Genomic DNA, 24,668 nt, shown 5'->3' with positions numbered 1-24,668 from the left:
TCTTACCCCCTTTTTCCCGAACACATGGAATTTCCGCAGGAAGCACAGCCACCCTTGCAATCCGGATTGCTTGGATCGATGCCCCGTTTTGCAGCACCAATCTTGAATTTGTTCTGAAGCGCAGATAAAAATGCAAGGACAAAAAATGCGCCAGGTGCAAGAATAAAGATGGTTACCGGCTCATAGCCCATTTTTCCTGCTGCAGCGTCTGCAAGAGGAAGGATCTGTTTGCCGAAAATACTGCCGGCACCGATCAGCTCACGTACTGCTCCGATGCAGGTGATGCTTAAAGTAAATCCAAGTCCCATTCCAATACCATCAAAAAGTGAGGGAATTGGTTTGTTCTTGGATGCATAAGCCTCTGCTCTTCCCAGGATGATACAGTTTACAACGATCAGCGGAATGTAAATTCCAAGGGAAGAATACAAAAACGGGATAAAGCCCTGGAGAAGCATCTGCACAATTGTTACAAAGGATGCTACAACAACAATGTAAGCAGGCATACGCACACTGTCCGGAATAAAATTACGGAGCAGGGAGATCATCAGGTTGGATGCTGCCAGAATCACCGTTGTGGTAAGTCCCATTCCGATACCATTGATTGCAGATGTGGTGATGGCCAGTGTTGGACACATACCAAGCATCAGCACAAAAGTAGGATTTTCTTTGATAATACCATTTATCAGTCGTTCAGATGGTGTATTCTTTTTCATTTCTGGCTGCCCCCTTTCTCATAACGGAATGCGGCAAGTCCTGCATTGACGCCATTTGTCATGGCATTTGTGGTAATTGTCGCACCACTTAAAGCATCGATCTCATCATCAGAGGTGGCACCAGTTTTTGTGTAGGTAAATTTCTCTACGTTCTTATCCTTGAACTGATTTTTAAAATCATCTGTAGTTGCACGCATACCAAGACCAGCGGTCTCACTGATGGATAAAATGGAAATTCCGTTCAGAGTTCCATCATCCTGAACGCCCATGGCAAACTGAATGTCCCCGCCATAGCCTTCTGAGGTTGTTACGGTAAAGGCATAGCCAAGTTCATTTCCCTGGTCATCCTTTGCCAGCATGACTTCATCAATATTCTGAGCTTTGAAACCGTTTTCATCCAGATAGCTTTCCAGATCCGTATCCTCACCGCTTGTAACTGTCTCGAAGCTGGCTGCATCAGCAAATACTGCCTTATATGCCTCTTCTTTCTCTTTCGCCTGCTGGCTTGCAATCGGACCTGCTGTAATATCGTTTACAAGACCAAGAAGCAGCCCGGAAACCAGTGTGATCACGGTCAGCGCAAGAGTATCTTTTACGATCTTATTTTTCATTTCTTCGCGCCTCCTTTTCCAAAAGCAACCGGACGGGTGAAACGCTCAATCTGAGGTACCAGCAGGTTGCAGAAAATAATCGCATAGGAAACGCCCTCTGCGGAAGCTCCGAAAATACGGAAAATTCCGGTAAGAACACCAAGACAGACGCCATATACATACTGCCCCTTTGGTGTAATGGGGCTTGTAACGTAGTCCGTCGCCATAAACCATGCACCAAGCATAAGACCACCACCACAGAGATGGGTGAGCAGATAATTTACATCAAAGCCTTTGCCGGAAGCGAGCATGTAGATGATCACAAATACTGCAAAGCTGCCGATATAGGTCAGCGGAATTCTGGCGCTGATCACTTTGTAGCAAAGCAGGATTGCTGCACCGATCAGGATGGCAATTACAGAAGTCTCTCCGATGGTTCCCTGGATATTACCAAAAATCAGATTCTTAACCGGAACGGAGGAGCCTGCCACAAAGCCATGGTCACGAAGAGCGGCCAGAGGAGTGGCGCCTGTCACACCGTCAACTGCACCTTTAAAGCTGTCTGATACAGAAAAATCTGTCATCTTGCCGGCAAAGGAAATCATAAGGAAACAGCGGGCTGCCAGGGCCGGATTCATAAAGTTCTGTCCAAGACCGCCAAAAAGCTGTTTTACCACAATAATTGCAAAAATACTGCCGAGCACCGGGATCCAGAGCGGAATTCCTGCCGGCATATTCAGGCCGATAAGAAGTCCGGTTACCACTGCACTGAAATCCTTCACAGTGTTCTTTTTGTGCATAAAATGATCATATAACCACTCTGCAAGCGCTGCTGAACCGGTGGATACCACCAGAACGGCAAGAGCCTTTAATCCATGATTATAAATTCCCATAAGGGCAGCAGGCAAAAGCGCTATGACAACCAGCTGCATGATTTTTGCAGTGGTCATCCTTGCCCGGACATGGGGATTAGATGATACATTAAACATTTGTTCCATTCGTTTCTTCCCCCTTATTATTTCTTCTTCCTGCTTGCCAGAACCATTTTACGCATGGACTTAATGCTCTGGGTCAGCGGACGTTTGGCCGGACAGATGTAACTGCAGCAGCCGCATTCACAGCATTCCATTCCATCAAACTTCTGGAAGCTCTCCATATCGCCGCGCTGTGCAAAGGTCGCAAGTCTTGCCGGAATAACATGTCCGGGACAGACACTTACACAGCGTCCGCAGTTAATGCAGGCTGTCTCTTCCTCTTTCGCATCTGATACCGGGTCACTCTGCATACACAGAAGGGAAGAAGAGGTCTTCACACATGGTACATGAAGATCATACATAGCAAATCCCATCATAGGACCGCCGGAAATCACCTTACCGGCATGCTCCTTCAGGCCACCGGCTGCGTCGATCAGTTCGGCCATATCCGTTCCTGTACAGACTTCAAAATGTGCCGGACGGTTGATGCCCTTACCAGTTACTGTGAAAATCCGCTTCATGATCGGTCTTCCAAGTGCCACTGCATCATAAATACTGCATATTGTTTCAACATTATCTACAATACATCCGGCATCTGCTGGAAGCATGGATGAGTTGATTTCTCTTCCTGTCACTGCATAGATCAGGGTACGCTCACCACCCTGGGGATATTTGGTCATCAGTTCTTTTACTTCGATATTCGGGACTCCGGCAGCCAGTTCTTTCATTCTGGCAATACAATCCGGCTTATTGTCCTCAATGCAGATACAACCCTTTGCATTTTGAAAAAGTCCGACTACGATTTTCAGTCCTTCCACAACCTTCTCCGGATGATCCATCATGCGCCTGTAATCACTTGTAAGATAGGGCTCACATTCTGCACCGTTCACCAATATGTATTCAATCTTGTCAGGCTCCTTGGGGGAAAGCTTCACATGTGTGGGGAAGCCTGCACCACCAAGACCTACTACACCGCCATCGCGAATCCTTCCGATAATCTCCTCACGGGTAAGCGAAGCCGGATCTGCCGGGTGGAATTCCACCTCTTCATACAGTCCGTCATTCTCCACTATAATGGAATCTACCATACTTCCGGTAGCTGTCAGACGTTTCTCGATGCCTTTCACCGTACCGGATACAGAAGCATGAACAGGGGCAGATACAAATCCGCCTGCTTCTGCGATCATCTGGCCTGCAAGCACGTGGTCCCCCTTTGCAACCACAGGCTTCGCCGGAGCACCAATGTGCTGGGACAATGGATACGCCAGATCTGCCTTAGGGAGATATTTCTCCACCGGGCAGTCCTTTGACATTTCTTTCCCCTCGAAGGGGTGTACGCCTCCTTTAAAAGTTAATCGCACTAATATTCACCGCCTTTATATTATTGATCACTGACTCTTTTGTCTGCAGCAACCTGATTTATTGTCTGTTTGATTTATATTATTAATATCACTTTTGTCTGAGTATTTATTCAGCGTCTTTATTTTTCCTGCCAAATCCATATTTCTTATGGAGCTTATATCCACGGTTCAGATTTGGATATGCCTTTACAAAACGCTGCATGTTGTGGCTGACCTTTCCAGCCATAGCCTCTTTACGCTTCTGAAGCTCTTCAGAGATATCTGACATCATAGCAGTTCTCTTCTCTTCCAGTTCCTTGATCAGTGCAACATCATCAAGGCGTCCCAGCTTATTCTCCAGCTGTTTCTTGATTCTATCTCTGGAAAGTCCGCTGCTCTCCTCCAGATTCTCCATCTTCTCACGCGCCTGTACAAGCAGTTCTGCACGCATCTGATCCAGTGCCTGCTCCCATGCAGGAATACGCTCGTGCAAATGGAAAGCGGCAGCTGCAGAAAAAGCAAAATCCACAATGTAAACGACTGTAATTACACAGACAGCCACCTCTCCAGTTCTTCTGGTATACAATTCTGTAAATTCCTGAACTACCGGATGAAGCACTCTGAAAAGCCCAACGGTAAACACCCCCCATCCAAGGGAACAGCCCAGACAGATACGTCCCTGGAAATTAAACTTGTTATCACTGTAATCCCACCAGGATGTGTGGAAAATATTCTCCATCAACACTGCTGTCACATATTCCAGTGCAGTGGCGACTACAACTCCACCCACAAATAAAAGAAGCAGATTATCACTGATGGGAAGAAGAATCAAGTATACAGCAAGAGCTCCACAGCCATATATGGTACACAGGGGACCATTTATAAATCCTCTGTTTATCAATTTGCCCTTTCGCACAGACACGTAGCAGGTTTCCCAAAGCCAGCCAAGAAAACTGTATATGTAAAACCAATTGGCAATGTGATAGAAATCCACTCCATTAATTGCTAAATCCCACATAGGTTTCTCCTTTTCTTTATATATTCTGACTATTCTATACATTCTACTATACCGCATTTTATGAAAAAATTCACTACCTAAAAATAAAAAAATTGTGTATAATTAAATACAATCCATGAAAGGAGTATAAACATGCTGATTGTTAAAAAAATGCCGATTTTACAAGGTTTTCCGGACTTTGAGACTGTTAAAAATTTATCTGGAAATGCTGCTGAGGATGTCAATTTTTCACCATTATTTTATGATATTGAAACCACTGGATTGGGACGAAATTCATCTTTTTTATATTTAATTGGTGCAGTTTGCTATGAATCTGGTTCCTGGCAGCTATATCAGTGGCTTGCACCCGATTTCCGGGAAGAAAAAGCATTATTGGAGGTTTTTTCAGAATTTATAAAAAATTTCAGCTGTACCATCCAATACAATGGAAATTCTTTTGATCAGCCTTACCTTCAGGCTCGTTATAAATTCTATGAGCTGCCAGATCCTTTTGAGGGGATTTCTTCTTTTGACCTGTATAAAGTGCTTCGCCCTCTGAAGGGATTTTTAAAGCTCCCAGGGTTAAAGCAGGAACAGATGGAAGCCTTTCTAGGAGAACAGAAGCGCATTTACTGTAATGGCGGGGAATGCATTAAAATCTATAAAAAATATATGGCACACCAGGAGCAGACAGACCTGGATACGGTTATGGGACACAATATGGAAGATCTTCTCGGACTTGGAGATGTGTTTAAGATGATGGGGTATCTTGCGCTCAGGGATGGTGCATTTACTATTCGCGGAACTGATTTTGACGGTGAAAATCTGATTTTGCAGATGAACCCCCATTACAGCCTGCCCGCTTCCTTTTCTAACGGCACAGAAGAATTCTATATTACAGGTCAGGACAATCTGGTAAGCCTCCTTGTAAAGCCTTTCAATGGCCGTATCCGCCAATATTACAGCGATTACAAAAGTTATGATTATCTGCCCGGAGAGGACATGGCAGTACCTAAATCTATTAGCAAATTTATGGAAAAAGGACTGAAAAAATCTGCTACAAGAGAGACCTGTTATACCTGGTTTCCATGCACAGAAGAATTTCTGGAAAACGAAGAAAAGCAAAAGCAATATTTAATACATACCCTGGAATTTTTATTTTGGAAATTAAAATAAACTTTCAACCCATATTCCAAAATTCCCAAAACCTTTTTCAAACATACTCAAACTTCCAAAGCACGTAAAATCTCACGTAAAAAAGACATCATCCCCAGAGCGTATCTGAAAAATCATTCCCACAATCTGAACACCCCACTTGCGGGAGATTCACCCGAATTCGGTTGTCGTAGCTCGCTACGGCGCCTTCATCCGGACAAAATCTCCCGCAAATTGTGACGCACATCTTGCAGAAAGCCTTTTCCAGACACGCTCTAACAGACAATGTCTTTTTATCAACATCATATTCATGATATCAAAACTAACCGCCATTCACAAATCCTGTGAATGGCGGTTAGTTACATGGGATAAGAGAAATGCACAACACTTCCCTCTTGGTTAAATTATTCCTCTACAGACTCTTCCTCAGCCGGAGCCTCAAGAGCTTTCATGCTAAGGCTGATCTTCTTGTCTTCGCCATTGAAATCAACAACTTTAGCCTGGATTTCCTGTCCGATTGTAAGCACATCAGATGGTTTTGCAACGTGCTCTCTGGAAATCTGAGATACATGAAGAAGTGCATCTACGCCAGGTGCAAGCTCAACAAATGCACCGAAGTCTGTCATACGTGCAACTTTACCAGTTACTACGTTTCCAACAGCGAAATCCTCAGCAGCTGTAAGCCATGGATTCTCCTCTGGGAATTTCATTGTAAGAGCAATCTTCTCGCCCTTGATATCTTTGATCATAACCTTTACAGTCTCACCAACTGTGAAGACTTTCTTCGGGTTCTCTACTCTGCCCCAGGACATCTCAGAGATGTGAAGCAGTCCGTCAGCGCCGCCCAGATCGATGAATGCACCAAAATCTGTAACGTTCTTAACAACACCCTCTACTGTATCGCCAACATGGATACGCTCCATAAGCTCCTGCTGTTTCTTAGCTTTCTCAGCAACAAGAAGCTGTTTGCGGTTACCAATGATGCGACGTCTTCTTGGATTGAACTCTGTGATAACGAACTCAATCTCCTGATCAGCATATTTGCTGAGATCTTTCTCATATGTGTCGGAAACAAGGCTTGCAGGAATGAATACACGTGTCTCCTCAACGTTAACACATAATCCACCGTCAAGTACCTGAGTTACAGGAGCTTTTAATACTTCCTGATTCTCGAATGCTTCCTCAAGGCGTTTATTGCCTTTCTCTGCAGCAAGTCTCTTGTAGGTTAAGATAACCTGGCCTTCGCCATCATTTACCTTAAGCACTTTGGCTTCCATGGAGTCACCTACATGTACAGCGTCTGTGAGTACTACGGAAGGATCATTGCTATATTCACTCTTGGTGATAATACCATCAGCTTTATAGCCAATATTCAGGATAATTTCATCTTCTTTCACATCGATGACCTTTCCCTGTACGATTTCTCCATTTCTGATTGTTTTTACGGAATCTTCCAGCATCTGTTCAAAACTTAATTCTGACATGTTCTTGAACCTCCTCAATAATTTTCTTTGGGGTTGAAGCCCCTGCTGTAATACCTACATAACTACTGCATTGGAACATATCTGAATCCAAGTCTACAGGTGTTTGTATATAGTAAGTATTTTCACATTCCTTTTTACATATTTCAAACAGCTTTTGAGTATTGGAACTATGTCGGCCTCCTACGACTAACATAGTGTCTACCTCTCCGGCTATGCTCTTTGCTTCTCTCTGCCGTTCTTCGGTAGCATTACAAATAGTGTTTAAAATATTAAGAATATTTAAAACAGTATTATCATACCTCTTTTTTGAAAGAATTTCAACTAAATCTTTAAATTTATTATAATTAAATGTTGTCTGAGACACAATACATATGTTTTTGTCAATCGGAAACACAAAATCCAGTGCATCCTGCTCGGTTCGAATTACCGTGTAAGGTCCCATGCACCAGCCGCAGATTCCTACCACTTCCGGATGATCCGGGTCTCCTATGATCACAATATGGGCGCCTGCCCTGCTCTCTTTCTCTACGATCCGGTGAATTTTCAGAACAAAGGGACAGGTTACATCCACATAGGAAAGTCCGTATTCTTCCAGATGGTCATAAACCTCTTTTCCCACACCATGTGAGCGGATCACAACCGTGCTGCCCTCAGGAAGTGTTCTCAGATCATCCTCAGATGCCACTCTGACCCCCTTTTTTTCCAGATCATTCACTACTTCTTCATTATGAATAATTGGACCCAGGGTAAAAAGCCTGTCAGGACAACTGCCGATTAGCTCGTAAACCTTGTCTACAGCACGCTGTACGCCAAAACAAAAGCCTGCTGTTTTCGCAACCTTCACTTCCATGGTTATTCCACCTTATCTTTGTAGATTCCGAGAATTGCAGCTACAACTTCGTCAATATTCATGAAAGAAGAATCTACAAGCACGGCATCTTCAGCCTGCCGGAGCGGGGAAATCTCTCTTGTCATATCCTGATGATCCCGGTTTTCAATGTCTTTCTTGATTTCTTCAAGATCAGCACCCTCGCCCTTGGCAAGATATTCAGCATAACGCCTCTTAGCTCTGGTCTCCACGCTGGCAGTAAGATAAATCTTCACCTGTGCGTCCGGAAGAATTACAGTTCCAATATCCCTGCCATCCATTACAACATCGTTCTTTGCTGCCAGATTTCTCTGAAGATTGAGAAGATGTGCCCTTACCGCCGGGTTTGCAGATGTTTTGGATGCCATGTTTCCAACCTCTTCCGTACGGATATACTGATTTACATTCTCACCGTTAAGAATTACAACCTGCTCTCCATTTTCATATCGAATGGAAACCTCAGCGCTCTGACAGTTATCTGCAACTGCTTCCGCATCTGTTCCGTCAATTTCATTTCTCAGCAGATAAAGTGCTACGGCGCGGTACATAGCGCCTGTATCTACATAGATAAAAGACAGCTCCTTTGCCACTCTCTTTGCAATTGTGCTTTTGCCTGCTCCTGCCGGCCCGTCAATGGCAATGTTACATCCCATTTTCTCTGTTACCTCCTCTTAAATCGCAGTTTTTTCACTTCTTACATTTATAACAGATTTTCATCCATTTTTCAATGCCATGGCTGCCAGATACGCAGTTGACCAGGCAATCTGAAGATTATAGCCACCGGTTACCGCATCCAGGTCAAGCACTTCTCCAATAAAATAGAGATTTTTTACCTTTCGGGATTCCATAGTTCCCGGCTGAATGTCCTTCACAGAAACACCGCCTCTTGTAATAACTGCTTCTTTATATTCTCCCATTCCATTGATGGTAAATGGGAAAGCTTTCACCAGTTCTTCAAAGTGAATTCTTTCTTCCCTGGAAATATCGTGTATCTTTTTTTCCGGAGAAATACCACCCAGTTCCAGCATGACAGGTGTAAGGGATGATGGAAAAAGTACGCCGATCACATTCTTAAACTGTTTATTCTGTCCTGCCTCAAATTCCCGCAGAATCCTGGCATCCAGCTGTTCCATAGTAAGGGCAGGCTTCAGATCCAGATAAGCATTCAATTCTCCGGATTTCTGCAGTTGTTTGCCAATATGTGCGCTTGCAGATAAAATCATGGGGCCTGTCACGCCAAAGTGGGTGAACATCATCTCACCAAAATCCTGGAAGAGCACCTTTTTGCCTGACTTAATCGTAAGTTCGGTGTTTTTTAAGGAAAGTCCCTGAAGTCTTGGGATATAATCCTCTTTTGTCTTAAGAGGAACCAGTGACGGAGAAAGCTCCGTTACTTTATGGCCGGTTTCCTCTGCAAAGCGATAGCCGTCACCTGTGGAGCCTGTTGACTGATAGGAAAGTCCTCCAGTGGCAACCAGAACATGCTCGCCCTCCATAAAACTTCCATCTGCCAGTTCTACACCTGTTACCCGGCTGTGATGTGCCTTTTTCTCATCCACGTCCGGTTCCTCATAGGGACTGACCTTCACCGTTTTCACCTCTGTGCGAAGATGGATATGGGCACCAGCTTTCTTAAGTTCCCGTTCCAGACCGCGGATAATATCTGAAGAATGGTCAGACACAGGGAAAACCCGGTTGCCTCTCTCTGTCTTCAGTGGAACTCCCGCTTCTTCAAAGAATTCCATTACATCCTGGGGCGTGAAAGAATAGAAAGCACTGTACAGGAATTTCGGGTTAGACATAACTGCCCGGAACAGTTCTTCCGTGTCACAGTTATTTGTAACATTGCATCTGCCTTTTCCTGTAATATACACTTTCTTTCCAAGTTTCTCGTTTTTCTCCAGGATGTGGACCTCATGTCCTGCCCTTGCCAGATAAACACCGGCCATCATTCCGGCAGCACCGCCGCCTATGATCAGTATTTTACTCATTTACATACCTTTCATAAAACAGATTTGCAACTATTCAGTAACTACCGAAAGTTACACAAATTTTACTTATATTTTTCAAAAAGACACGTGCAAAAGGCTTCTCTGCACGTGTCTTTCATTATTTTTGTCAGCAAAGTGTCTATAGGCCAGACACTGACAAATTATTCCTCACTGATTAAACCGGATATGCTCCGTTTTTGGTATCAGCAACCGTCTCATCCACCTTTTTCTCCTGAGCCTGACGATACTTGAAGAAGTCAGTAGCAACCTGTGGGAACAGTGCATAGGACAGAACGTCCTCATCCTGCTCTTTATACTGTGCCATCTCGCCTTCAAGTTTGCCCAGCTCATTCTCAAGAAGATCTGCCGGACGGCATGTGATCGGCTGTGTGTCACCGATACATTTCTTCTGAACTTCTGGATTGAATGGTTTTGCTGTAGCACCATATTTTCCGCTGAGAACATCTTTTGTCTCTTTGGTAACCATCTTGTATCTCTCGCCCATGAGAACGTTAAATACAGCCTGTGTACCAACGATCTGGGAAGACGGAGTAACAAGCGGCGGCTCACCAAGGTCTTTACGTACACGCGGAACTTCCTCAAGAACATCATAGAACTTGTCTTCTGCATGCTGCTCTTTCAGCTGGGAAGTAAGGTTGGATAACATACCACCTGGTACCTGATACAGAAGAGTCTTGATGTTTACGCCAAGGTTCTTCGGATTCAGAAGGCCGCTCTCAAGAGCCTCGTCACGCATTGGACGGAAGTAGTCTGCGATCTCAGCAAGAAGCTGCTGATCAAATCCGGTATCATATGGAGTGCCTTTGAAGGTCTCAACCATAACCTCAGTTGCAGGCTGGGAAGTACCCAGTGCAAATGGAGACATTGCAGTATCGATGATATCAACACCAGCTTCAACAGCTTTTAAGTAAGTCATGGAAGCTACACCAGAGGTGTAATGTGTATGAAGATCGATCGGGATCTTAACAGTCTCTTTCAGGGCTGTAACAAGCTCAGTTGCCTTATATGGAAGAAGAAGGCCGGCCATATCTTTGATACAGATAGAGTCTGCACCCATTTCCTCAATACGTTTTGCAATGTTTGTCCAGTACTCAAGAGTATACGCATCACCAAGTGTATAGGAAAGAGCAACCTGTGCATGGCCATGCTCTTTGTTTGCAGCATGTACAGCAGTCTGAAGGTTACGAAGGTCATTCATACAGTCGAAAATACGGATGATATCGATACCATTTGCCAGAGATTTCTGAACAAAATACTCTACTACATCATCAGCGTATGGACGATATCCAAGAATGTTCTGGCCACGGAAAAGCATCTGCAGCTTTGTGTTCTTGAATCCTGCACGTAATTTACGAAGTCTTTCCCACGGATCCTCATGAAGGAAACGAAGGCTTGCATCGAAAGTAGCACCGCCCCAGCACTCAACTGCATGGTAGCCTACTTTATCAAGTTTATCAACGATTGGAAGCATCTGCTCTGTTGTCATACGGGTTGCAATCAGGGACTGATGTGCATCACGCAGAATGGTTTCCACAATTTTAACAGGTTTTTTTTCAATTTCTGCCATAATTGTTCTCCTTATTTATTTAGTTCATCCGGACTTCCCGGTTTCACTATAGAAAGCCGGGAAAAATCCGAATTTCTGGTATCATTATTAGATTCCGTAAATAGCCATAAATGCTCCGGCAGCAACGGCTGTACCGATAACACCGGCAACGTTTGGTCCCATTGCATGCATCAGAAGGAAGTTGGTAGGATCTGCCTCAGCACCAACCTTCTGGGAAACACGGGCTGCCATAGGTACCGCAGATACACCGGCGGAACCGATAAGCGGATTGATCTTGCCGCCTGTAAGCTTGCACATAACCTTTCCGAGCATAACACCGCCGAAAGTACCACATGCAAATGCCACAAGACCTAATACAACGATCTTCAAAGTATCCACATTCAGGAATGCCTCTGCACTTGTGGAAGCACCAACAGATGTACCAAGAAGGATAACTACGATGTACATAAGTGCATTGGAAGCTGTCTCTGTAAGCTGTTTTACAACGCCGCACTCTCTGAACAGGTTACCAAGCATAAGCATACCAACCAGAGGAGCTGTTGTCGGAAGAATCATGCAGACAACGATTGTGATTACGATCGGGAAGAGGATCTTCTCAAGCTTGGATACAGGGCGAAGCTGCTCCATCTTGATCTTACGCTCTTTCTCAGTGGTAAACAGTTTCATGATCGGAGGCTGGATGATCGGAACCAGTGACATATAAGAATATGCAGCCACGGCGATCGGTCCCATAAGAGCAGTCTGACCAAGCTTACCTGCAAGGAAAATGGAGGTCGGGCCATCAGCACCACCGATAATGGAGATTGCTGCTGCTGCTTTTCCGTTGAATCCAAGGAAGATTGCAAGGAAGTAAGCCATATAGATACCGAGCTGTGCTGCAGCACCCATCAGGAAGCTCTTCGGATTCGCGATCAGCGGACCAAAGTCTGTCATAGCACCTACACCCATAAAGATAAGGGAAGGAAGAATACTCCACTCATCAAGGATGTAGAAGTAATGAAGAAGACCACCAACACCGTTGGACATGTCTTCCGGATTTGCCATAATGTCCGGATAAATATTAACAAGGAGCATACCAAATGCAATGGGAACAAGCAGAAGAGGCTCAAATCCCTTTGCAATGGCAAGATATAAGAATACACAAGCAACCACGATCATCAGGTAGTTTCCCCATGTCAGGTTAAAAAAAGCAGTCTGATGGATCAGGTTGGACAAAGTGTCTGCTACGTAAGACATCCTATTACCTCCCGACTTAGTTCATTGTTGCCAGGGTATCTCCATTTTCTACAGAGGCACCTTCTGCAACGTCAATGCTTGCAACGGTTCCGTCCTGAGGAGCTACAACCGGGATCTCCATCTTCATGGATTCCAGGATTACAATGTTGTCACCGGCTTTTACAGCCTGTCCAACGCTTGCTGCGATTTTCAGAACCTTTCCAGGTACGGAAGCTGCAACCTTAACTGCGCCTGCTCCGGCTGCTGCTTTAGGAGCTGCCTTCGGTGCCGGTGCTGCTTTCGGAGCTGCTGCAGGAGCTGCAGCTGCTGGTGCAGAAACGCTTCCTGTCTCTTCAACAGTTACTTCATATGCTGTTCCGTTAACGGTAATTGTATAACTTTTCATTTTAGGATCCTCCTGTATTTATCTCTTTTTACGATTGATTTTGCGGATGGAACGAACAACGAATCCATCTGTAGTGGTTCCCTCAGCTGCTGCAATTGCTGCTGCGATAACCGCGATCAGTTCTGTATCGTCTGCTTCTGCTGCTTCCACTGGTGCTGCCACCGGTGCAGGGGCAGGGGCTGCTGCAGCCTGAGCTTTTTTCTTTGCTTCCGGATTCGGGATAAATCTGAACAGATAGATCAGGAAGCTCAGGAAAATAAGAACGATGAATACGATCGCAATACCCATGATAGTATTCATAACAGCTCTTCTTAAGGTCTCAGCCATGGAGTACTGTACATCAACAGTAAGGGATGTAGGTGTTCCTGTAGAAGCATCGAAAATATAAACGAAATTTGCATCTGCTTTCTCAAAGGAGACCGGTACAGTAACGGTATATCCGTCGTCAGAAGCCTTCACCTCTGTCTCTCCGGTTCTCTCCTTTAAAGCCCCAACTTCATCCTTGGAGCCTGCCCATGCAGTCATTGCTCCAACAGTAAACTCATCAGATGACTTGGTATAATTCTCAATATCTTCATCACTGAGAGCAATGATGGTATCGGTAAGTCCCTCAGCAGTAGTGACCAGGGTCTGCTTTACCGTGTCATCTACCTCATCAGCTGCCCATACGGAGGATACTCCGGTAAGAGTGAGAACTGCCATCATGAGAAGTACTGTGCAAAGGGAGGATACTTTCTTAAAAATCTGTTTCATATGCTCCACCTCGCTTAGACCGTGCCGTGTTTCTTGGACGGACGTTCTTCCCTTTTTGTGAACAGCATTTCAAATGCACCGATCACATATTTTCTTGTATCAGCCGGGCTGATAATGGTGTCAACATATCCTCTTGCTGCTGCAGAGGAAACAGAGTTCTGAAGTTCTCTGTACTCAGCTGCTTTCTCAGTAAGAGCTGCTGCGTCATCGCCTGCATACATGATCTTGGCTGCAAGGTCTGCATCCATCATACCGATCTCTGCGTTCTCCCATGCGTATACCATGTCTGCACCGATTGCTTTGCTGTTCATAGCTGTGTAAGCGGTTCCAAATGCTTTGCCGATCACAACGTTAACCTTCGGAACAGTAGCGTCTGCAAATGCATGAACCAGTGCTCCGACAGATTTCGCCATCATCTTCTCGCCACATACAGTAGCCTTAAAGCCGTTTACATTTGTAAGAGTAAGTACCGGGATCTCGAAAGCGTCACAGAATTTTACGAACTCTGCTGCTTTTCTTGCACCGCGTGCACTAAGGGTTCCATCAGACTCCCATACCTTTTTGCCTTCTGCATCATAGCTCTCGCTTCTGTTTGCAACAGCACCAACGGTAGCGCCGTTCAGTCTGATAAATCCAACAGCAACGCTCTTACCGTAGTTAGCTTTTACCTCGAAGAACTGGCCGTTATCAGCGATTCTGGAAAGTGCAATGGCTGTGTCACCTGTGCAGTTCTCAATATCCTCGCATACACGGTTCAGGTCGTCTGTGCACTCCATGTAAGAATCAGTGTCTTCGCAGTTAGATGGCAGATATGTTACGAGTTCACGGATTTTTCCAAGGATCTCGTCCTCAGTGCCGATTCCGTCTACAAGACCTGTCTCTTCGCTCTGGAATCTGGCTGAGGATGTGTCACATTTGGAAACGTGGTTGCCTTCAAGGGCGTTCGGGGTGTTTACAAACAGTTTGCCTTTCTTCTCTTCAACAAATGTGAAGTCTGTCAGTGCCGGTACAAGTGCCATACCACCACCGCAGGTACCGAAGATACCTGTGATCTGTGGAATCAGTCCGGATGCCAGAGTCTGTTTCATATAAATTTCACCGAATGCTTCCAATGCGTCAGTTGCCTCCTGAAGACGGAGACCTGCACAATCGATCAGGCCGATCACCGGAGCACCGGTCTTCATAGCCATATCATAAAGTCTGGTAATCTTCTTGGCATGCATTTCACCAACGGTTCCGTTCAGTACGGAAACATCCTGGCTGTACACATACACCAGATTTCCATCGATTACACCATATCCGGTAATAACACCGTCTGAAGGTGCTTTTTTCTCAGTCATGTTGAAATCTGTATTTCTGGCTGTTACACTTTGGCCGATCTCAACAAAACTGTTCGCGTCAAGCAAAGAAGTGATTCTTGTGCCCGCTAAACTTTGTGTTGCGTTACTCATTCTTTCTTGCCCTCCATTTTATAATAATTTAAAAGTATAACCAAAAATTCTGCCGATTCTAATTGTACATTTTTTCACACAATTTTTCAATAGTTTTCCGTGTTTTTATGCAAAAAAATCCCTCGATTTTCGGGGGATTTTTTTATATATCATACATATTCCGTCAGGCTTTTTAGTGAAAAAAGTCATGAAACACCTTGTTTGCGCACCATAAATAGGTGATTTTGACAATATTGCGATCTGCTGTCACAAAATAGTTATCCAGGACAAGTTCTCCAAGACCAAAAGTGACCTGACCAATTTTCTGCCCCTTTTTCACAGGTGCTGTCAAATTTTTCTCAATACGCAGATGGCAGGTAATCTTTTCCCCTTCTTTCAGAAGGATCTGTTTCTTTTTGTCAGAATCAGATGCCTGAATCTGGCCATTTATATATACATCTGCGAAACCTGTCCCAGTTTCTGTGAAAATTCTCCCGGAATTTTCCTGGTTTTCCTTACCAGATTCTTTCCCGCTGCTTTCGTCAGTCCCATCCTTTACTGGTATAGCCGGAATCTCCGGCTCCTGCCAATAGGTTTCCTTGTGAAAATTTGCTTTGCCATATTCCAGCAGTTTCATGGCATCTTTCCATTTATATGTCTTATTATTCGGCCAGCCGCAGCCAAGAAGGGAAATAATAAATTTTCTTTCCTCATTTTCACAGGCTGCCACATAACAATAACCCGCATTTCCTGTAAAACCGGTTTTTCCTGAAATGGCATCCGGAGTCATATCAAGAAATGCATTTGCATTATGGACGGAAAACTGACGTTTTCCTGTAATATCAGAAAAAGAATAATCCCTGGTCTGTGTGATATGAAGAAATGCTTTATTTTTCACAGCATAGCTCATGATCAAAGCCAGATCTCTTGCGGTAGTCTGATGAATGCCTCCTGCATCTGCACTGTCAAGACCGTTCGGCGTAACAAAATGAGTGTTCGTGCAGCCAATCTCCTTTGCTTTTGCATTCATCATTTTTGCAAATCCTTCCACAGAACCGCCAATGTGTTCAGCAATTGCCACAGCCGTATCATTATGGCTTTTCAACATTAAAGAATAAAGAAGATCTTCCAGGTAATACTGCTCCCCTTCCTTTAAATTCAGCTTTACTTCTGGTTGAGAGGCCGCATTTTCTGACACCATTACATAATCATCACCGGAGCCCTTTTCCAGTGCAAGGATACAGGTCATTACCTTTGTGGTACTGGCATTTGGGCGAGCTGTATAGCCCTCTTTTTCGTACAGTACCCGGCCAGAATCCCCATCCATAAGAACGGCGGATAAGGCATAGAGATTTCCAGGTCCGTCTGTTTCTTTCATATCAACAGCTGCCGGTATCATCTGCACAATGGAACTGACAGCCTTTTTTTCATCTGTGCCAGTGCTTCCTGACACCTGGGCAGCAGTGCATAAAACAAGTACAAAAGTCAGTGTAAAACAAAAGAATCTGTATCTGCTTTTCATAGTCCACCCCACATTCCGTTTATAGTATTTTACGCGGACCTGTCCCAAACTATGCAAAGCTCACTCTACAAGTTTTGCCTGATAAAAAGAACAGGTATCTTACAAAATACCTGTCCCTGAAATTGGTTCAATTTTCAGTTTGTATATCACAGCTAACCATTGTAAGTCAGATTCCATCGCTCAGACAACAGCATGTCCTCCTGGGAAAGCTGATACAGCTCCAGCAATTCTGCCGGTGCCTCTTTCACCTCTTTTTCAAACAATGTATTCAGCTGTTCCACAGGTTCCCTGCTGCCACCTGCCGGCTGAGCCATCATATAGTGATCGATCAAAGCAGACTGTGCTCTTCTTCCTCCAAGGCTGGAAAGCTTCGACAGACGCGCCCGTCTCGTCCCGCCATCGTCACATACCAGCAGATTTGTCATAAATTTCATCAGTTTAAGGCTCAGAAGAATATCTCCTGTTTTTACAAGAGGAAAAGCCTTGTGGATTTCCGCTGCATTTTTGCGTTTTGCTTTGATACAATCAGAAGGATAAAAGGCATATGGATTTTTCCCATTTTCTTCCATAAGGAAGCGGTCAAATTCAATTTCCAGAAGGCTGTGGGAAATCCTGCCCTTATCATTCATTTCATTTACAAAAGGATGACAGAAAGAGTCCAGAAGATAATGACAGCCAAAGCCAAGAAGATAGGCAAGAAGTGCCTCATCACCAGTCTCTCTGACCTGCGCCATTCCCTGGGCGAAAAATGCCCGGGCTTTTTCTTTGTGCATACGGTATCCTACACTGCTTACGTGATTCTTAAAAATAAAATAATAGAAGAAAATATCCGGTCCGTGAAGACCGATCCGATACAGTTCACCGTTTTTCCGAATAATTTCTTTCACTTGATCGGGCAATTGCCTGTATACTTTCTGACCAAACAAATCATGTGCATATGTTGTGGGCATTTTTTCTCTCCTGTCTTATCGCCAGCAGTTTATCTGCGGCTTACTTGTCCTGTTTCATTGTCTACAGTTTATCCGGGCTTACTTGTTCTGTTATATCGTCTGCAGTTTATCTGTGGCTTACTTGTCCTGTCTTATATATCCAGCTTCAGCTGTACTTCCTCTTCTGCCTCAGCCTTAAAATCCGCCATTTTTACCGGATCCACAGCCGGAAGCTCTTCCAGACCCTGCACACCAAATGTGCGAAGGAATTCTTCTGTAGTGCCGAAAAGAATCGGCCGTCCAGGTGCATCAAGACGTCCAAGCTCCTTTACCAGATTATACTCAACCAGCTTATTTACTGCATGATCGCTTTTTACTCCCCGGATCTTTTCAATCTCAGCTTTTGTCACAGGCTGCTTATAGGCTATAATAGACAGCGTTTCCAGCATAACATCTGTAAGGGCAGGTTTCTTAGGCTGCATGGCAATCCGGATCAGACAGCCATAGTAATCCCGTTTGGTGCACAGCTGATAAGAGCCCTCCAGCTCAATGATCTGGATTCCCCTTCCCTCATCCTTATATTTATCCATCAGATTATGGAGTAGTTTTTCTGTAGTTGGCTTATCCTGCTGGATTGCTTTCGCAATCTGACCTAATTCCACAGATTCACCCATCGCAAACAGGATTGCCTCAACGGCACCTTCTAATCGTTTAATTTCCATACACTATCCTTCTTCCTCTGCAAATTCTGTCAGATTCTTCCAGGTTTCCGGCTCTGTCACAACATTGATCTGAATGTCATCAAAAATCTCTTCCTGAACCACATGAATGTGTCCCATTTTTATCAGTTCCAGCACGGAAAGGAAGGTAACGATTACCTGTACTTTGGAGCACTGCTTTTTCAACAGATCCCGAAAACTGAATTTCCTGTGAGTCTTTGCAAATTCTTTCATCTCCAGCATTTTATCAGAAAGACTGACTTCTTCCTTCTCGATTTTTCCAAACTGACTTCGGATAGGATCTCGTCTGTCGTCCTGCCGCCTGATGATCGACTGGTAAATGGCGTTTAATTTCTCAAGAGTAAGACCAGCCAGAAGTTCTGAGGGATCCACTGGCTCCCGATACTGAAGCACCTCCCTTGGCACATCCGGCTCACGGAAATAAACGCCGCTGGCATCGTCCATTTTGTCCTTCAGCTCATAAGACATATATTTATACATCTTATATTCCAGAAGTTTCTGAACCAGCTCCGCTCTGGGGTCCTCCTCTTCTCCTTCTTCATTGATTTCTTTTGGAAGAAGCATCCGGCACTTGATATCCAGAAGTGTGGCTGCCATGACCATAAACTCACTCATAACTCCAAGATCTTCTTTTTCCATAGCGTGAATGTATTCCATATACTGATCCGTAATCTCCACAATCGGTATATCATAAATATCAATTTTATTTTTATCAATAAGGTGAAGGAGCAGATCAAGCGGTCCTTCAAAAACATTCAGTTTTACGGGAATTGCCATGCGCTTTCCTCTCTCCCTTACGGTTTCATTTCTATAAAAATCAGCTCTCTTGGATTATGGATCCGAAGAGGCACTGTGTGTTCCCCAAGGCCTGCACTTACGATCATACATTTGCCATTTTTGTAAAAATCGCCGCAACAGTATTTTGGAAAAGGTATAAACTGGGAACTGATGGCTCCCACATGTCTGGAAAAACGGAGCACACCGCCATGGTAATGTCCAGACAGAATCAGGTCGGCGCCCCAGCGGAAATAGGTTCTGCCATATTTTGGGTTATGGGCAAGAAGAATATTTATGGCTTCCGGATCTGGCTTTCCCATAAGCTCTTCCATTTTTTCAGAAGTTAGCTTCGGGGAAAAAGGCTTGTGATAGTATTCCAGTGGAAGTTCCAGTCCATTTACCACAAAGGAATTGCCAGCCAGAACAACTTTGCTCTTCTCATTTGCCAGAAAACAGATTCCTTTTTGTTTCAACTCTGCCTGATATTTCAGGTACTCATTCCGATAAAGGTGCCCTTTGGCTTTCATTTTGGTTTCGTGGTTTCCCATGGCGTAAAAGATGGGGAAATTCTTCGCCAGTGTACAAAGCAGTTTTCTGGCAGTTTCCAGGGTGAAAGGATCCATCCGGACCACCATGTCTCCGGCAAGAAGAATGGCATCGGGGGCATTTTCCTGGATTTTTTTCAGCAAAGCACTATTCTCTTCGCCGAAAATGCTTCCGTGAAGGTCTGCAAGAACAGCAAAGCGCACGCTTTTTTTTATTTTCGGGTTATGGACTTCATAGGTTACAGTTCGAAATTTTTCCATAAATCTCCTTAAATACTTTGTAATTTCCAGAGCGTGTTTGAAAAAGGCCTTCTGCAATCTGCACGCCCCAGGCCCTGCTTACTTTCCAAATCCACAATTGGGGAAGGTACAGACTTTGCAGCTCAGGCAGAGACCGCCTTCTCCGTATGCAGCAACTTCTTCCGGGAAAATTTCATCGTCTGCCATGATTCTTGGCAGAACCAGGTCAAATACAGTACGCTTCGCATACATGACACATCCGGGAAGGCCAAGGATCGGAATGCATTTGCCCTCTTTCTCATAGTAAGCGATGAGAAGCATGGCTCCTGGCAGTACCGGTGCACCGTAAGTAACAACTCTGGCTCCTGTATCACGGATTCCTCCAGGTGTACGGTCATCTGGATCTACACTCATGCCGCCGCTGCAGACTACCATGTCTGCACCCTGGTTAATAAATTCCATAATGTCGTCTGTGATCTGTGCCTTGTCATCTCCTGGAGTCGTCTGACCGATCACCTCAGTGGGGTACTCAGAAAGCTTTTCTTTTAATACAGGGGTAAAAGTATCCTGAATCAGACCTTTTTTTACCTCGCTTCCAGTTGTAACGATTCCAACCTTTTTAAAATGATAGGGAAGAATGGAAAAAATCGGTTCCGGGCCAGCGGCTTCCACAGCTCTGTCCATTTTTTCTTTTTCGATTACAAGAGGGATGATCCTGGTGCCAGCCAGTTTATCTCCTTTTTTTACCGGGAAGTCCCCATGGCGGGAAGCAATCATCATCTCCCCCAGAGAATTCACTGCCAGAAGGGCATCTCTGCGGATTTTCAGAACTCCGTCCTCGTCTGCTACCAGTTCGATCTTGCCTTCTTTCACATCAGTTCCATGCATGGAATCTCCTGCACAGATTTTATACAAAATATCAGCGCCCTCATTTTCATGAAGAATTCCCTCTTTCTTTTCCCACACAAAAAGATGTTCTTTTCCAACAGAAAGGAGCAGCGGAATGTCCTCTTCTTTCACAATATGTCCTTTGGAAAACAGAACGCCTTTCTTCTCATCCTTTATAATCTGTGTAATATCATGGCAGAGGATCTGGCCTGCTGCGTCTTCGGTTCTTATTTCTTTCATTCTGCAATTCATCCTTTCGCATATAATTGCTGTTTACGATCACAATCCGGCTTTGCAAAGTTTCGCATATACGCCGTCCTTCTCCATCAGCTCCTGATGTGTACCTTCTTCTGCAATTCCATCTTCAGTCAGCACCAGGATCCTTCTGGCATTGCGGATCGTGGAAAGACGATGGGCGATCACGAAGGTGGTTCGGTCTTTGGCAAGACGTTCCAGAGATTGCTGCACCACCTTCTCACTTTCGTTATCCAGGGCGGATGTTGCCTCATCAAAGATCAGGATCGGCGGATTCTTCAGAAAAGCTCTCGCAATGGAAAGACGCTGTTTCTGTCCTCCGGAAAGCTTCACGCCGCGCTGTCCAATGTCTGTACCATAGTTATCCGGCATTTCCATAATAAAATCATGAGCATTGGCAAGCTTGGCTGCGCGGATGACTTCCTCGTCGGTAGCGTCCGGACGGCCATATCGGATATTTTCCATAATGTTTCCTGCAAACAGGTATACATCCTGCTGCACAATGCCAATCTGATTACGAAGATCCTTCAGTTTGATCTTTCGGATATCTTTTCCATCCAGATAAATGGCACCAGATGAAACATCATAAAATCTGGGGATCAGACTGCAAAGGGTAGTCTTTCCAGCTCCAGAGGTGCCTACAAGGGCAACATAGTCACCGGGCTTCACTTCCAGATTTACGTTAGAAAGCACTTTCTCATTGTGGTCTTCATAGTGGAAAGAAACATTTTCGAAACGGATATCTCCTTTTACATGATCCATAGAAACGGCATCCGGCGCATCCTCAATATCCGGCGCAATGGACATCATTTCCAGGAAGCGGTCATAACCACTGTAGCCGTTCTGGAACTGCTCGGTAAAGTTTACCAGCTTGGTAACCGGCTCTGTAAAATTGTTAATATACAAAAGAAAGGTCACAAGATCTGTGGCGCTTAAATCTCCTGCTGCCAGGAACATGGCTCCGGAAACCAGTGCAGTAACTGTGATCAGCGTGGTAAACGCATCCATGCCTGCATGATAACCTGCCATATAGCGGTAAGTCACACGCTTGGAATCCACAAAACGCTCATTTCCTTTACGGAATTTCTCAATCTCGCGCTTCTCATTTCCAAAAGATTTTACCACACGGATTCCGGAAAGACTGTCCTCGATCTGGCTGTTGATCTCGCCCATGCGCACACGGTTTTCCTTAAATGCACTTTTCATCTTTTTATTATAAATCAGTGCATAGATCAGCATAATAATTACAACTGCAAAACACAGCAGCGCCATCTGCGGCTTTACATTCATAAGAATGATCAGTGCTCCGAACAGCTTGATCACTGAGATCAGAATATCCTCCGGTCCATGGTGGAGAAGCTCTGTAATATCAAAAAGATCACTTGTGATCCTGGAAAGAAGCTGACCGACCTTCTGATTATCATAAAATGCAAAAGAGAGCTTCTGGTAATGGCTGAATATCTCATTTCGCATATCATGCTCAATATAAGCACCCATCATATGTCCATAATAGGTAATAAAATAACGGCTTCCAAGCTGCACCAGGATCAGTACCAGCATTCCCACCCCGATTTTCAAAATCATGGTCTTCGCTTCATCCGCTGACATTTCACTTATGGAATTCATAATATAACGAACCATCAGTGGAATGACAAGTGTCACTGCTGCCCCAAGGAATGCAAAAAAAAGATCTGCAAAAAACAGTCCCTTATATGGTTTATAATAGCCTGCAAGCATCTTTAATCTGCCAGGCTGTTTTTTCTCTTGTTTCATATGTTTTCCCTCCGCTTTTGCTGCTATATTTTTGTAAGACATCAGCAAAAATTTTCATACAGAGTTTATTATAAACCGATGAGGACTGTTTTGTCAAAATGCTTCTGTAATTATTTTCTCCAAACAGTTTTTATAGGTTGCTTTTTCTATGGTTTCAGTGAAAAGAATGTTGATCTCGCCAAGCTTTTGCCCATCTCTGTAGTATTCCAGAGTACCAGCAGTTTCGCCCTTTTTCACCGGAGCCTGCACCTGGGTTTCCAGATTCAGTTTCCGTTCCACTTCGCCTATGGGTTTTCCATCGGTGCTGAGATACTGGAAATTCTTTTCGTATTTTACTTCTGCGGTGGGCTTGGTTCCTTTTCGAACCTCTATCTGGGGAAGCTTTTCGGGATTTTCATCTGTAAAAAGACTGCATTTGGAAAAACCATAGTTCAACATGGCTGCTGCATCTTTAAAACGGACTTTGTAATCAGGAGCCGCCATAACCACGGAAATCAGAGTAATATTATTTCGGGACGCTACAGCAGATACGCAGTACTTTGCCAGACTGGTACTTCCTGTTTTTAATCCTACACAGCCGTCGTAGCTGCGAAGAAGCTTGTTAGTGTTTGTTAATCCGAACTCTTTGGAACCTTGTCTGGTCACATGGGTAATATTTTCCATCCAGATAGAGGAATATTCCAGTATCTTCGGATATTTTGTAATCAGTTCCCGGCTCATGAGGGCAATGTCACGGGCTGTTGTGTAGTGATCCGTGGAATCTGTCAGCCCACAGCAGTCCACAAAATGGGTATTTTGCATTCCAAGACCAGCCGCCCGCTCATTCATCTGCCGCACAAATTCCTGCTCGCTGCCCCCGATATGCTCTGCCATCGCTACACTGGCGTCATTTCCAGAGGCGATCACAATGCACTTGATCATAGTCTCCACATCCTGGGTTTCCCCTTCCTCCAAAAATACCTGGGAGCCACCCATAGACTTAGCGTAAGCGCTGGTTGTTACAAGGTCATCCATTTTCAGTGTACCATTCTCCAACGCATCGAAAATCAGGATCAGTGTCATGATCTTCGTAATACTTGCCGGACTGCGTCTTGTGTCCGGATCTTTTTCGTAAATCACAGTACCGGTACCGGCTTCCATCAGAAGGGCTGAAGGCGCCTGTACAAAAGTGTCATCGGTAGCCACTTTTGACTCTGTGGTTTGCTGCTGTTCCTCCGCATATGTAATCCGACAACCAGCCCCCACCATGAGACTAGCCAGTAAAATGGACAGAACCGCCTTTCTTATTGCCTTTTCAAGCATAGGATGTCTCCTCAAAAATAAGTTCTATTCTATTGTAAAACTCGTGCTTCTATTTTATTCCTCTAATCTCAAACGTAAAAAGCGGCGGCCAAGGAAACTTCCTCTTTGCCACCGCGGATTGCTATTTAGTTGATTAAAAGTTCTTCAATGCGGACGCATTTGGACAATGTGTATTACTCACTCGCCGGCGCAA

General features: G+C 44.6%; 25 protein-coding genes and 1 pseudogene. 2 read left to right on the top strand and 24 right to left on the bottom strand.

Translation table 11 applies throughout. The features are described from left to right. Positions 1 to 2 precede the first annotated feature (2 nt). From rsxE to ACESTK_RS05010, 5 genes are all read right to left on the bottom strand, one after another. Positions 3 to 713 carry an electron transport complex subunit RsxE gene (rsxE, locus tag ACESTK_RS05030; protein ID WP_118578047.1) on the bottom strand — a complete coding sequence of 237 codons (711 nt, stop codon included), beginning with the start codon at positions 711 to 713 and terminating at the stop codon, positions 3 to 5. After that, positions 710 to 1,324, bottom strand: a complete 615-nt coding sequence (locus tag ACESTK_RS05025) for an RnfABCDGE type electron transport complex subunit G (RefSeq protein ID WP_118578046.1) — start codon at positions 1,322 to 1,324, stop codon at positions 710 to 712. The genes rsxE and ACESTK_RS05025 overlap by 4 nt, the downstream gene beginning before the upstream one ends. Next, the gene (locus ACESTK_RS05020) at positions 1,321 to 2,301 is read right to left on the bottom strand and encodes an RnfABCDGE type electron transport complex subunit D (protein ID WP_118578045.1); all 981 of its coding nucleotides are present in this window, start codon (positions 2,299 to 2,301) and stop codon (positions 1,321 to 1,323) included. Before ACESTK_RS05020 ends, ACESTK_RS05025 begins: the two co-directional genes overlap by 4 nt. A 17-nt stretch (positions 2,302 to 2,318) precedes the next feature. Then, complete coding sequence (gene rsxC / locus ACESTK_RS05015; protein WP_272092319.1) at positions 2,319 to 3,644, bottom strand: electron transport complex subunit RsxC; 1,326 nt, start codon at positions 3,642 to 3,644, stop codon at positions 2,319 to 2,321. A gap of 100 nt (positions 3,645 to 3,744) precedes the next feature. Continuing rightward, positions 3,745 to 4,635 carry a hypothetical protein gene (locus tag ACESTK_RS05010; RefSeq protein WP_173715973.1) on the bottom strand — a complete coding sequence of 297 codons (891 nt, stop codon included), beginning with the start codon at positions 4,633 to 4,635 and terminating at the stop codon, positions 3,745 to 3,747. A 132-nt stretch (positions 4,636 to 4,767) separates the two neighbouring features. On the opposite strand from ACESTK_RS05010, the gene ACESTK_RS05005 reads away from it, so the two are divergent. Then, the gene (locus tag ACESTK_RS05005) at positions 4,768 to 5,790 is read left to right on the top strand and encodes a ribonuclease H-like domain-containing protein (RefSeq protein ID WP_373118969.1); all 1,023 of its coding nucleotides are present in this window, start codon (positions 4,768 to 4,770) and stop codon (positions 5,788 to 5,790) included. Between the two features lie 72 nt (positions 5,791 to 5,862). Here ACESTK_RS05005 and ACESTK_RS05000 read toward each other — a convergent pair whose 3' ends face one another. Then, positions 5,863 to 5,913 (bottom strand): hypothetical protein, encoded by a 51-nt coding sequence (locus tag ACESTK_RS05000; protein ID WP_308768383.1) that lies wholly within the window; start codon positions 5,911 to 5,913, stop codon positions 5,863 to 5,865. An 82-nt stretch (positions 5,914 to 5,995) separates the two neighbouring features. Here ACESTK_RS05000 and ACESTK_RS04995 point away from each other — a divergent pair. After that, positions 5,996 to 6,172 (top strand): annotated as a pseudogene (locus ACESTK_RS04995) (DUF6783 domain-containing protein); the annotation flags it as partial. A 1-nt stretch (position 6,173) separates the two neighbouring features. On the opposite strand, the gene rpsA reads toward ACESTK_RS04995, so the two are convergent. The 18 genes from rpsA to ACESTK_RS04905 form a co-directional block, all read right to left on the bottom strand. Continuing rightward, positions 6,174 to 7,253 (bottom strand): 30S ribosomal protein S1, encoded by a 1,080-nt coding sequence (gene rpsA / locus ACESTK_RS04990; RefSeq protein WP_118578042.1) that lies wholly within the window; start codon positions 7,251 to 7,253, stop codon positions 6,174 to 6,176. Next, the gene (gene ispH / locus ACESTK_RS04985) at positions 7,234 to 8,103 is read right to left on the bottom strand and encodes a 4-hydroxy-3-methylbut-2-enyl diphosphate reductase (protein WP_173715972.1); all 870 of its coding nucleotides are present in this window, start codon (positions 8,101 to 8,103) and stop codon (positions 7,234 to 7,236) included. The genes rpsA and ispH overlap by 20 nt, the downstream gene beginning before the upstream one ends. Before the next feature lie 2 nt (positions 8,104 to 8,105). Then, complete coding sequence (gene cmk, locus ACESTK_RS04980) at positions 8,106 to 8,774, bottom strand: (d)CMP kinase (RefSeq protein ID WP_373118964.1); 669 nt, start codon at positions 8,772 to 8,774, stop codon at positions 8,106 to 8,108. A 60-nt stretch (positions 8,775 to 8,834) separates the two neighbouring features. Then, positions 8,835 to 10,112 carry an NAD(P)/FAD-dependent oxidoreductase gene (locus ACESTK_RS04975; RefSeq protein ID WP_187564798.1) on the bottom strand — a complete coding sequence of 426 codons (1,278 nt, stop codon included), beginning with the start codon at positions 10,110 to 10,112 and terminating at the stop codon, positions 8,835 to 8,837. 175 nt (positions 10,113 to 10,287) lie between these two features. Next, positions 10,288 to 11,700, bottom strand: a complete 1,413-nt coding sequence (locus ACESTK_RS04970) for an oxaloacetate decarboxylase subunit alpha (protein ID WP_118578038.1) — start codon at positions 11,698 to 11,700, stop codon at positions 10,288 to 10,290. Between the two features lie 87 nt (positions 11,701 to 11,787). Then, positions 11,788 to 12,936, bottom strand: a complete 1,149-nt coding sequence (locus ACESTK_RS04965) for a sodium ion-translocating decarboxylase subunit beta (protein ID WP_118578037.1) — start codon at positions 12,934 to 12,936, stop codon at positions 11,788 to 11,790. A 16-nt stretch (positions 12,937 to 12,952) separates the two neighbouring features. Beyond that, a complete protein-coding gene (locus ACESTK_RS04960) occupies positions 12,953 to 13,321 on the bottom strand; it encodes a biotin/lipoyl-binding carrier protein (protein ID WP_118578036.1) in 369 nt (122 codons plus the stop codon). Positions 13,322 to 13,339: 18 nt separating this feature from the next. Then, the gene (locus tag ACESTK_RS04955; protein WP_173769066.1) at positions 13,340 to 14,074 is read right to left on the bottom strand and encodes an OadG family transporter subunit; all 735 of its coding nucleotides are present in this window, start codon (positions 14,072 to 14,074) and stop codon (positions 13,340 to 13,342) included. A 14-nt stretch (positions 14,075 to 14,088) separates the two neighbouring features. Beyond that, positions 14,089 to 15,525, bottom strand: a complete 1,437-nt coding sequence (locus ACESTK_RS04950) for an acyl-CoA carboxylase subunit beta (RefSeq protein ID WP_373118959.1) — start codon at positions 15,523 to 15,525, stop codon at positions 14,089 to 14,091. Positions 15,526 to 15,697: 172 nt separating this feature from the next. Continuing rightward, positions 15,698 to 17,026 (bottom strand): D-alanyl-D-alanine carboxypeptidase family protein, encoded by a 1,329-nt coding sequence (locus ACESTK_RS04945; protein WP_373118956.1) that lies wholly within the window; start codon positions 17,024 to 17,026, stop codon positions 15,698 to 15,700. Positions 17,027 to 17,178: 152 nt separating this feature from the next. Then, entirely contained in the window at positions 17,179 to 17,976 is a 798-nt protein-coding gene (locus tag ACESTK_RS04940) for a zinc dependent phospholipase C family protein (RefSeq protein ID WP_373118953.1), read from the bottom strand. A 131-nt stretch (positions 17,977 to 18,107) separates the two neighbouring features. Further along, a complete protein-coding gene (gene scpB, locus ACESTK_RS04935) occupies positions 18,108 to 18,677 on the bottom strand; it encodes an SMC-Scp complex subunit ScpB (protein ID WP_118578031.1) in 570 nt (189 codons plus the stop codon). A 3-nt stretch (positions 18,678 to 18,680) separates the two neighbouring features. Continuing rightward, complete coding sequence (locus ACESTK_RS04930; protein ID WP_118578030.1) at positions 18,681 to 19,472, bottom strand: ScpA family protein; 792 nt, start codon at positions 19,470 to 19,472, stop codon at positions 18,681 to 18,683. Positions 19,473 to 19,489: 17 nt separating this feature from the next. After that, entirely contained in the window at positions 19,490 to 20,278 is a 789-nt protein-coding gene (locus tag ACESTK_RS04925) for a metallophosphoesterase (protein WP_270413740.1), read from the bottom strand. Continuing rightward, complete coding sequence (locus tag ACESTK_RS04920; RefSeq protein ID WP_368356998.1) at positions 20,250 to 20,375, bottom strand: DUF6783 domain-containing protein; 126 nt, start codon at positions 20,373 to 20,375, stop codon at positions 20,250 to 20,252. Before ACESTK_RS04920 ends, ACESTK_RS04925 begins: the two co-directional genes overlap by 29 nt. Next, positions 20,357 to 21,385, bottom strand: a complete 1,029-nt coding sequence (locus ACESTK_RS04915) for a molybdopterin-binding protein (protein ID WP_173717744.1) — start codon at positions 21,383 to 21,385, stop codon at positions 20,357 to 20,359. Before ACESTK_RS04915 ends, ACESTK_RS04920 begins: the two co-directional genes overlap by 19 nt. Before the next feature lie 39 nt (positions 21,386 to 21,424). Beyond that, positions 21,425 to 23,173: an ABC transporter ATP-binding protein gene (locus ACESTK_RS04910; RefSeq protein ID WP_118578027.1), complete on the bottom strand. Its 1,749-nt coding sequence runs from the start codon at positions 23,171 to 23,173 to the stop codon at positions 21,425 to 21,427. 93 nt (positions 23,174 to 23,266) lie between these two features. Then, positions 23,267 to 24,475, bottom strand: a complete 1,209-nt coding sequence (locus tag ACESTK_RS04905) for a D-alanyl-D-alanine carboxypeptidase family protein (protein WP_195391620.1) — start codon at positions 24,473 to 24,475, stop codon at positions 23,267 to 23,269. Positions 24,476 to 24,668 lie beyond the last annotated feature (193 nt).

The organism is Ruminococcus sp. Marseille-P328 (assembly GCF_964249465.1).
GTDB classification, from domain to species: domain Bacteria; phylum Bacillota; class Clostridia; order Lachnospirales; family Lachnospiraceae; genus Blautia_A; species Blautia_A faecis.
Note: the sequence above shows the minus strand (reverse complement) of the source record. Positions and strands in the feature narration are given on the sequence as shown.

Coding starts and splice junctions, on each gene's coding strand:
- rsxE (WP_118578047.1), bottom strand. CDS start 713: ATGAAAAAGAATACACCATCTGAACGACTGATAAATGGTATTATCAAA.
- ACESTK_RS05025 (WP_118578046.1), bottom strand. CDS start 1,324: ATGAAAAATAAGATCGTAAAAGATACTCTTGCGCTGACCGTGATCACA.
- ACESTK_RS05020 (WP_118578045.1), bottom strand. CDS start 2,301: ATGGAACAAATGTTTAATGTATCATCTAATCCCCATGTCCGGGCAAGG.
- ACESTK_RS05010 (WP_173715973.1), bottom strand. CDS start 4,635: ATGTGGGATTTAGCAATTAATGGAGTGGATTTCTATCACATTGCCAAT.
- ACESTK_RS05005 (WP_373118969.1), top strand. CDS start 4,768: ATGCTGATTGTTAAAAAAATGCCGATTTTACAAGGTTTTCCGGACTTT.
- rpsA (WP_118578042.1), bottom strand. CDS start 7,253: ATGTCAGAATTAAGTTTTGAACAGATGCTGGAAGATTCCGTAAAAACA.
- ispH (WP_173715972.1), bottom strand. CDS start 8,103: ATGGAAGTGAAGGTTGCGAAAACAGCAGGCTTTTGTTTTGGCGTACAG.
- cmk (WP_373118964.1), bottom strand. CDS start 8,774: ATGGGATGTAACATTGCCATTGACGGGCCGGCAGGAGCAGGCAAAAGC.
- ACESTK_RS04975 (WP_187564798.1), bottom strand. CDS start 10,112: ATGAGTAAAATACTGATCATAGGCGGCGGTGCTGCCGGAATGATGGCC.
- ACESTK_RS04970 (WP_118578038.1), bottom strand. CDS start 11,700: ATGGCAGAAATTGAAAAAAAACCTGTTAAAATTGTGGAAACCATTCTG.
- ACESTK_RS04965 (WP_118578037.1), bottom strand. CDS start 12,936: ATGTCTTACGTAGCAGACACTTTGTCCAACCTGATCCATCAGACTGCT.
- ACESTK_RS04960 (WP_118578036.1), bottom strand. CDS start 13,321: ATGAAAAGTTATACAATTACCGTTAACGGAACAGCATATGAAGTAACT.
- ACESTK_RS04955 (WP_173769066.1), bottom strand. CDS start 14,074: ATGAAACAGATTTTTAAGAAAGTATCCTCCCTTTGCACAGTACTTCTC.
- ACESTK_RS04950 (WP_373118959.1), bottom strand. CDS start 15,525: ATGAGTAACGCAACACAAAGTTTAGCGGGCACAAGAATCACTTCTTTG.
- ACESTK_RS04945 (WP_373118956.1), bottom strand. CDS start 17,026: ATGAAAAGCAGATACAGATTCTTTTGTTTTACACTGACTTTTGTACTT.
- ACESTK_RS04940 (WP_373118953.1), bottom strand. CDS start 17,976: ATGCCCACAACATATGCACATGATTTGTTTGGTCAGAAAGTATACAGG.
- scpB (WP_118578031.1), bottom strand. CDS start 18,677: ATGGAAATTAAACGATTAGAAGGTGCCGTTGAGGCAATCCTGTTTGCG.
- ACESTK_RS04930 (WP_118578030.1), bottom strand. CDS start 19,472: ATGGCAATTCCCGTAAAACTGAATGTTTTTGAAGGACCGCTTGATCTG.
- ACESTK_RS04925 (WP_270413740.1), bottom strand. CDS start 20,278: ATGGAAAAATTTCGAACTGTAACCTATGAAGTCCATAACCCGAAAATA.
- ACESTK_RS04915 (WP_173717744.1), bottom strand. CDS start 21,385: ATGAAAGAAATAAGAACCGAAGACGCAGCAGGCCAGATCCTCTGCCAT.
- ACESTK_RS04910 (WP_118578027.1), bottom strand. CDS start 23,173: ATGAAACAAGAGAAAAAACAGCCTGGCAGATTAAAGATGCTTGCAGGC.
- ACESTK_RS04905 (WP_195391620.1), bottom strand. CDS start 24,475: ATGCTTGAAAAGGCAATAAGAAAGGCGGTTCTGTCCATTTTACTGGCT.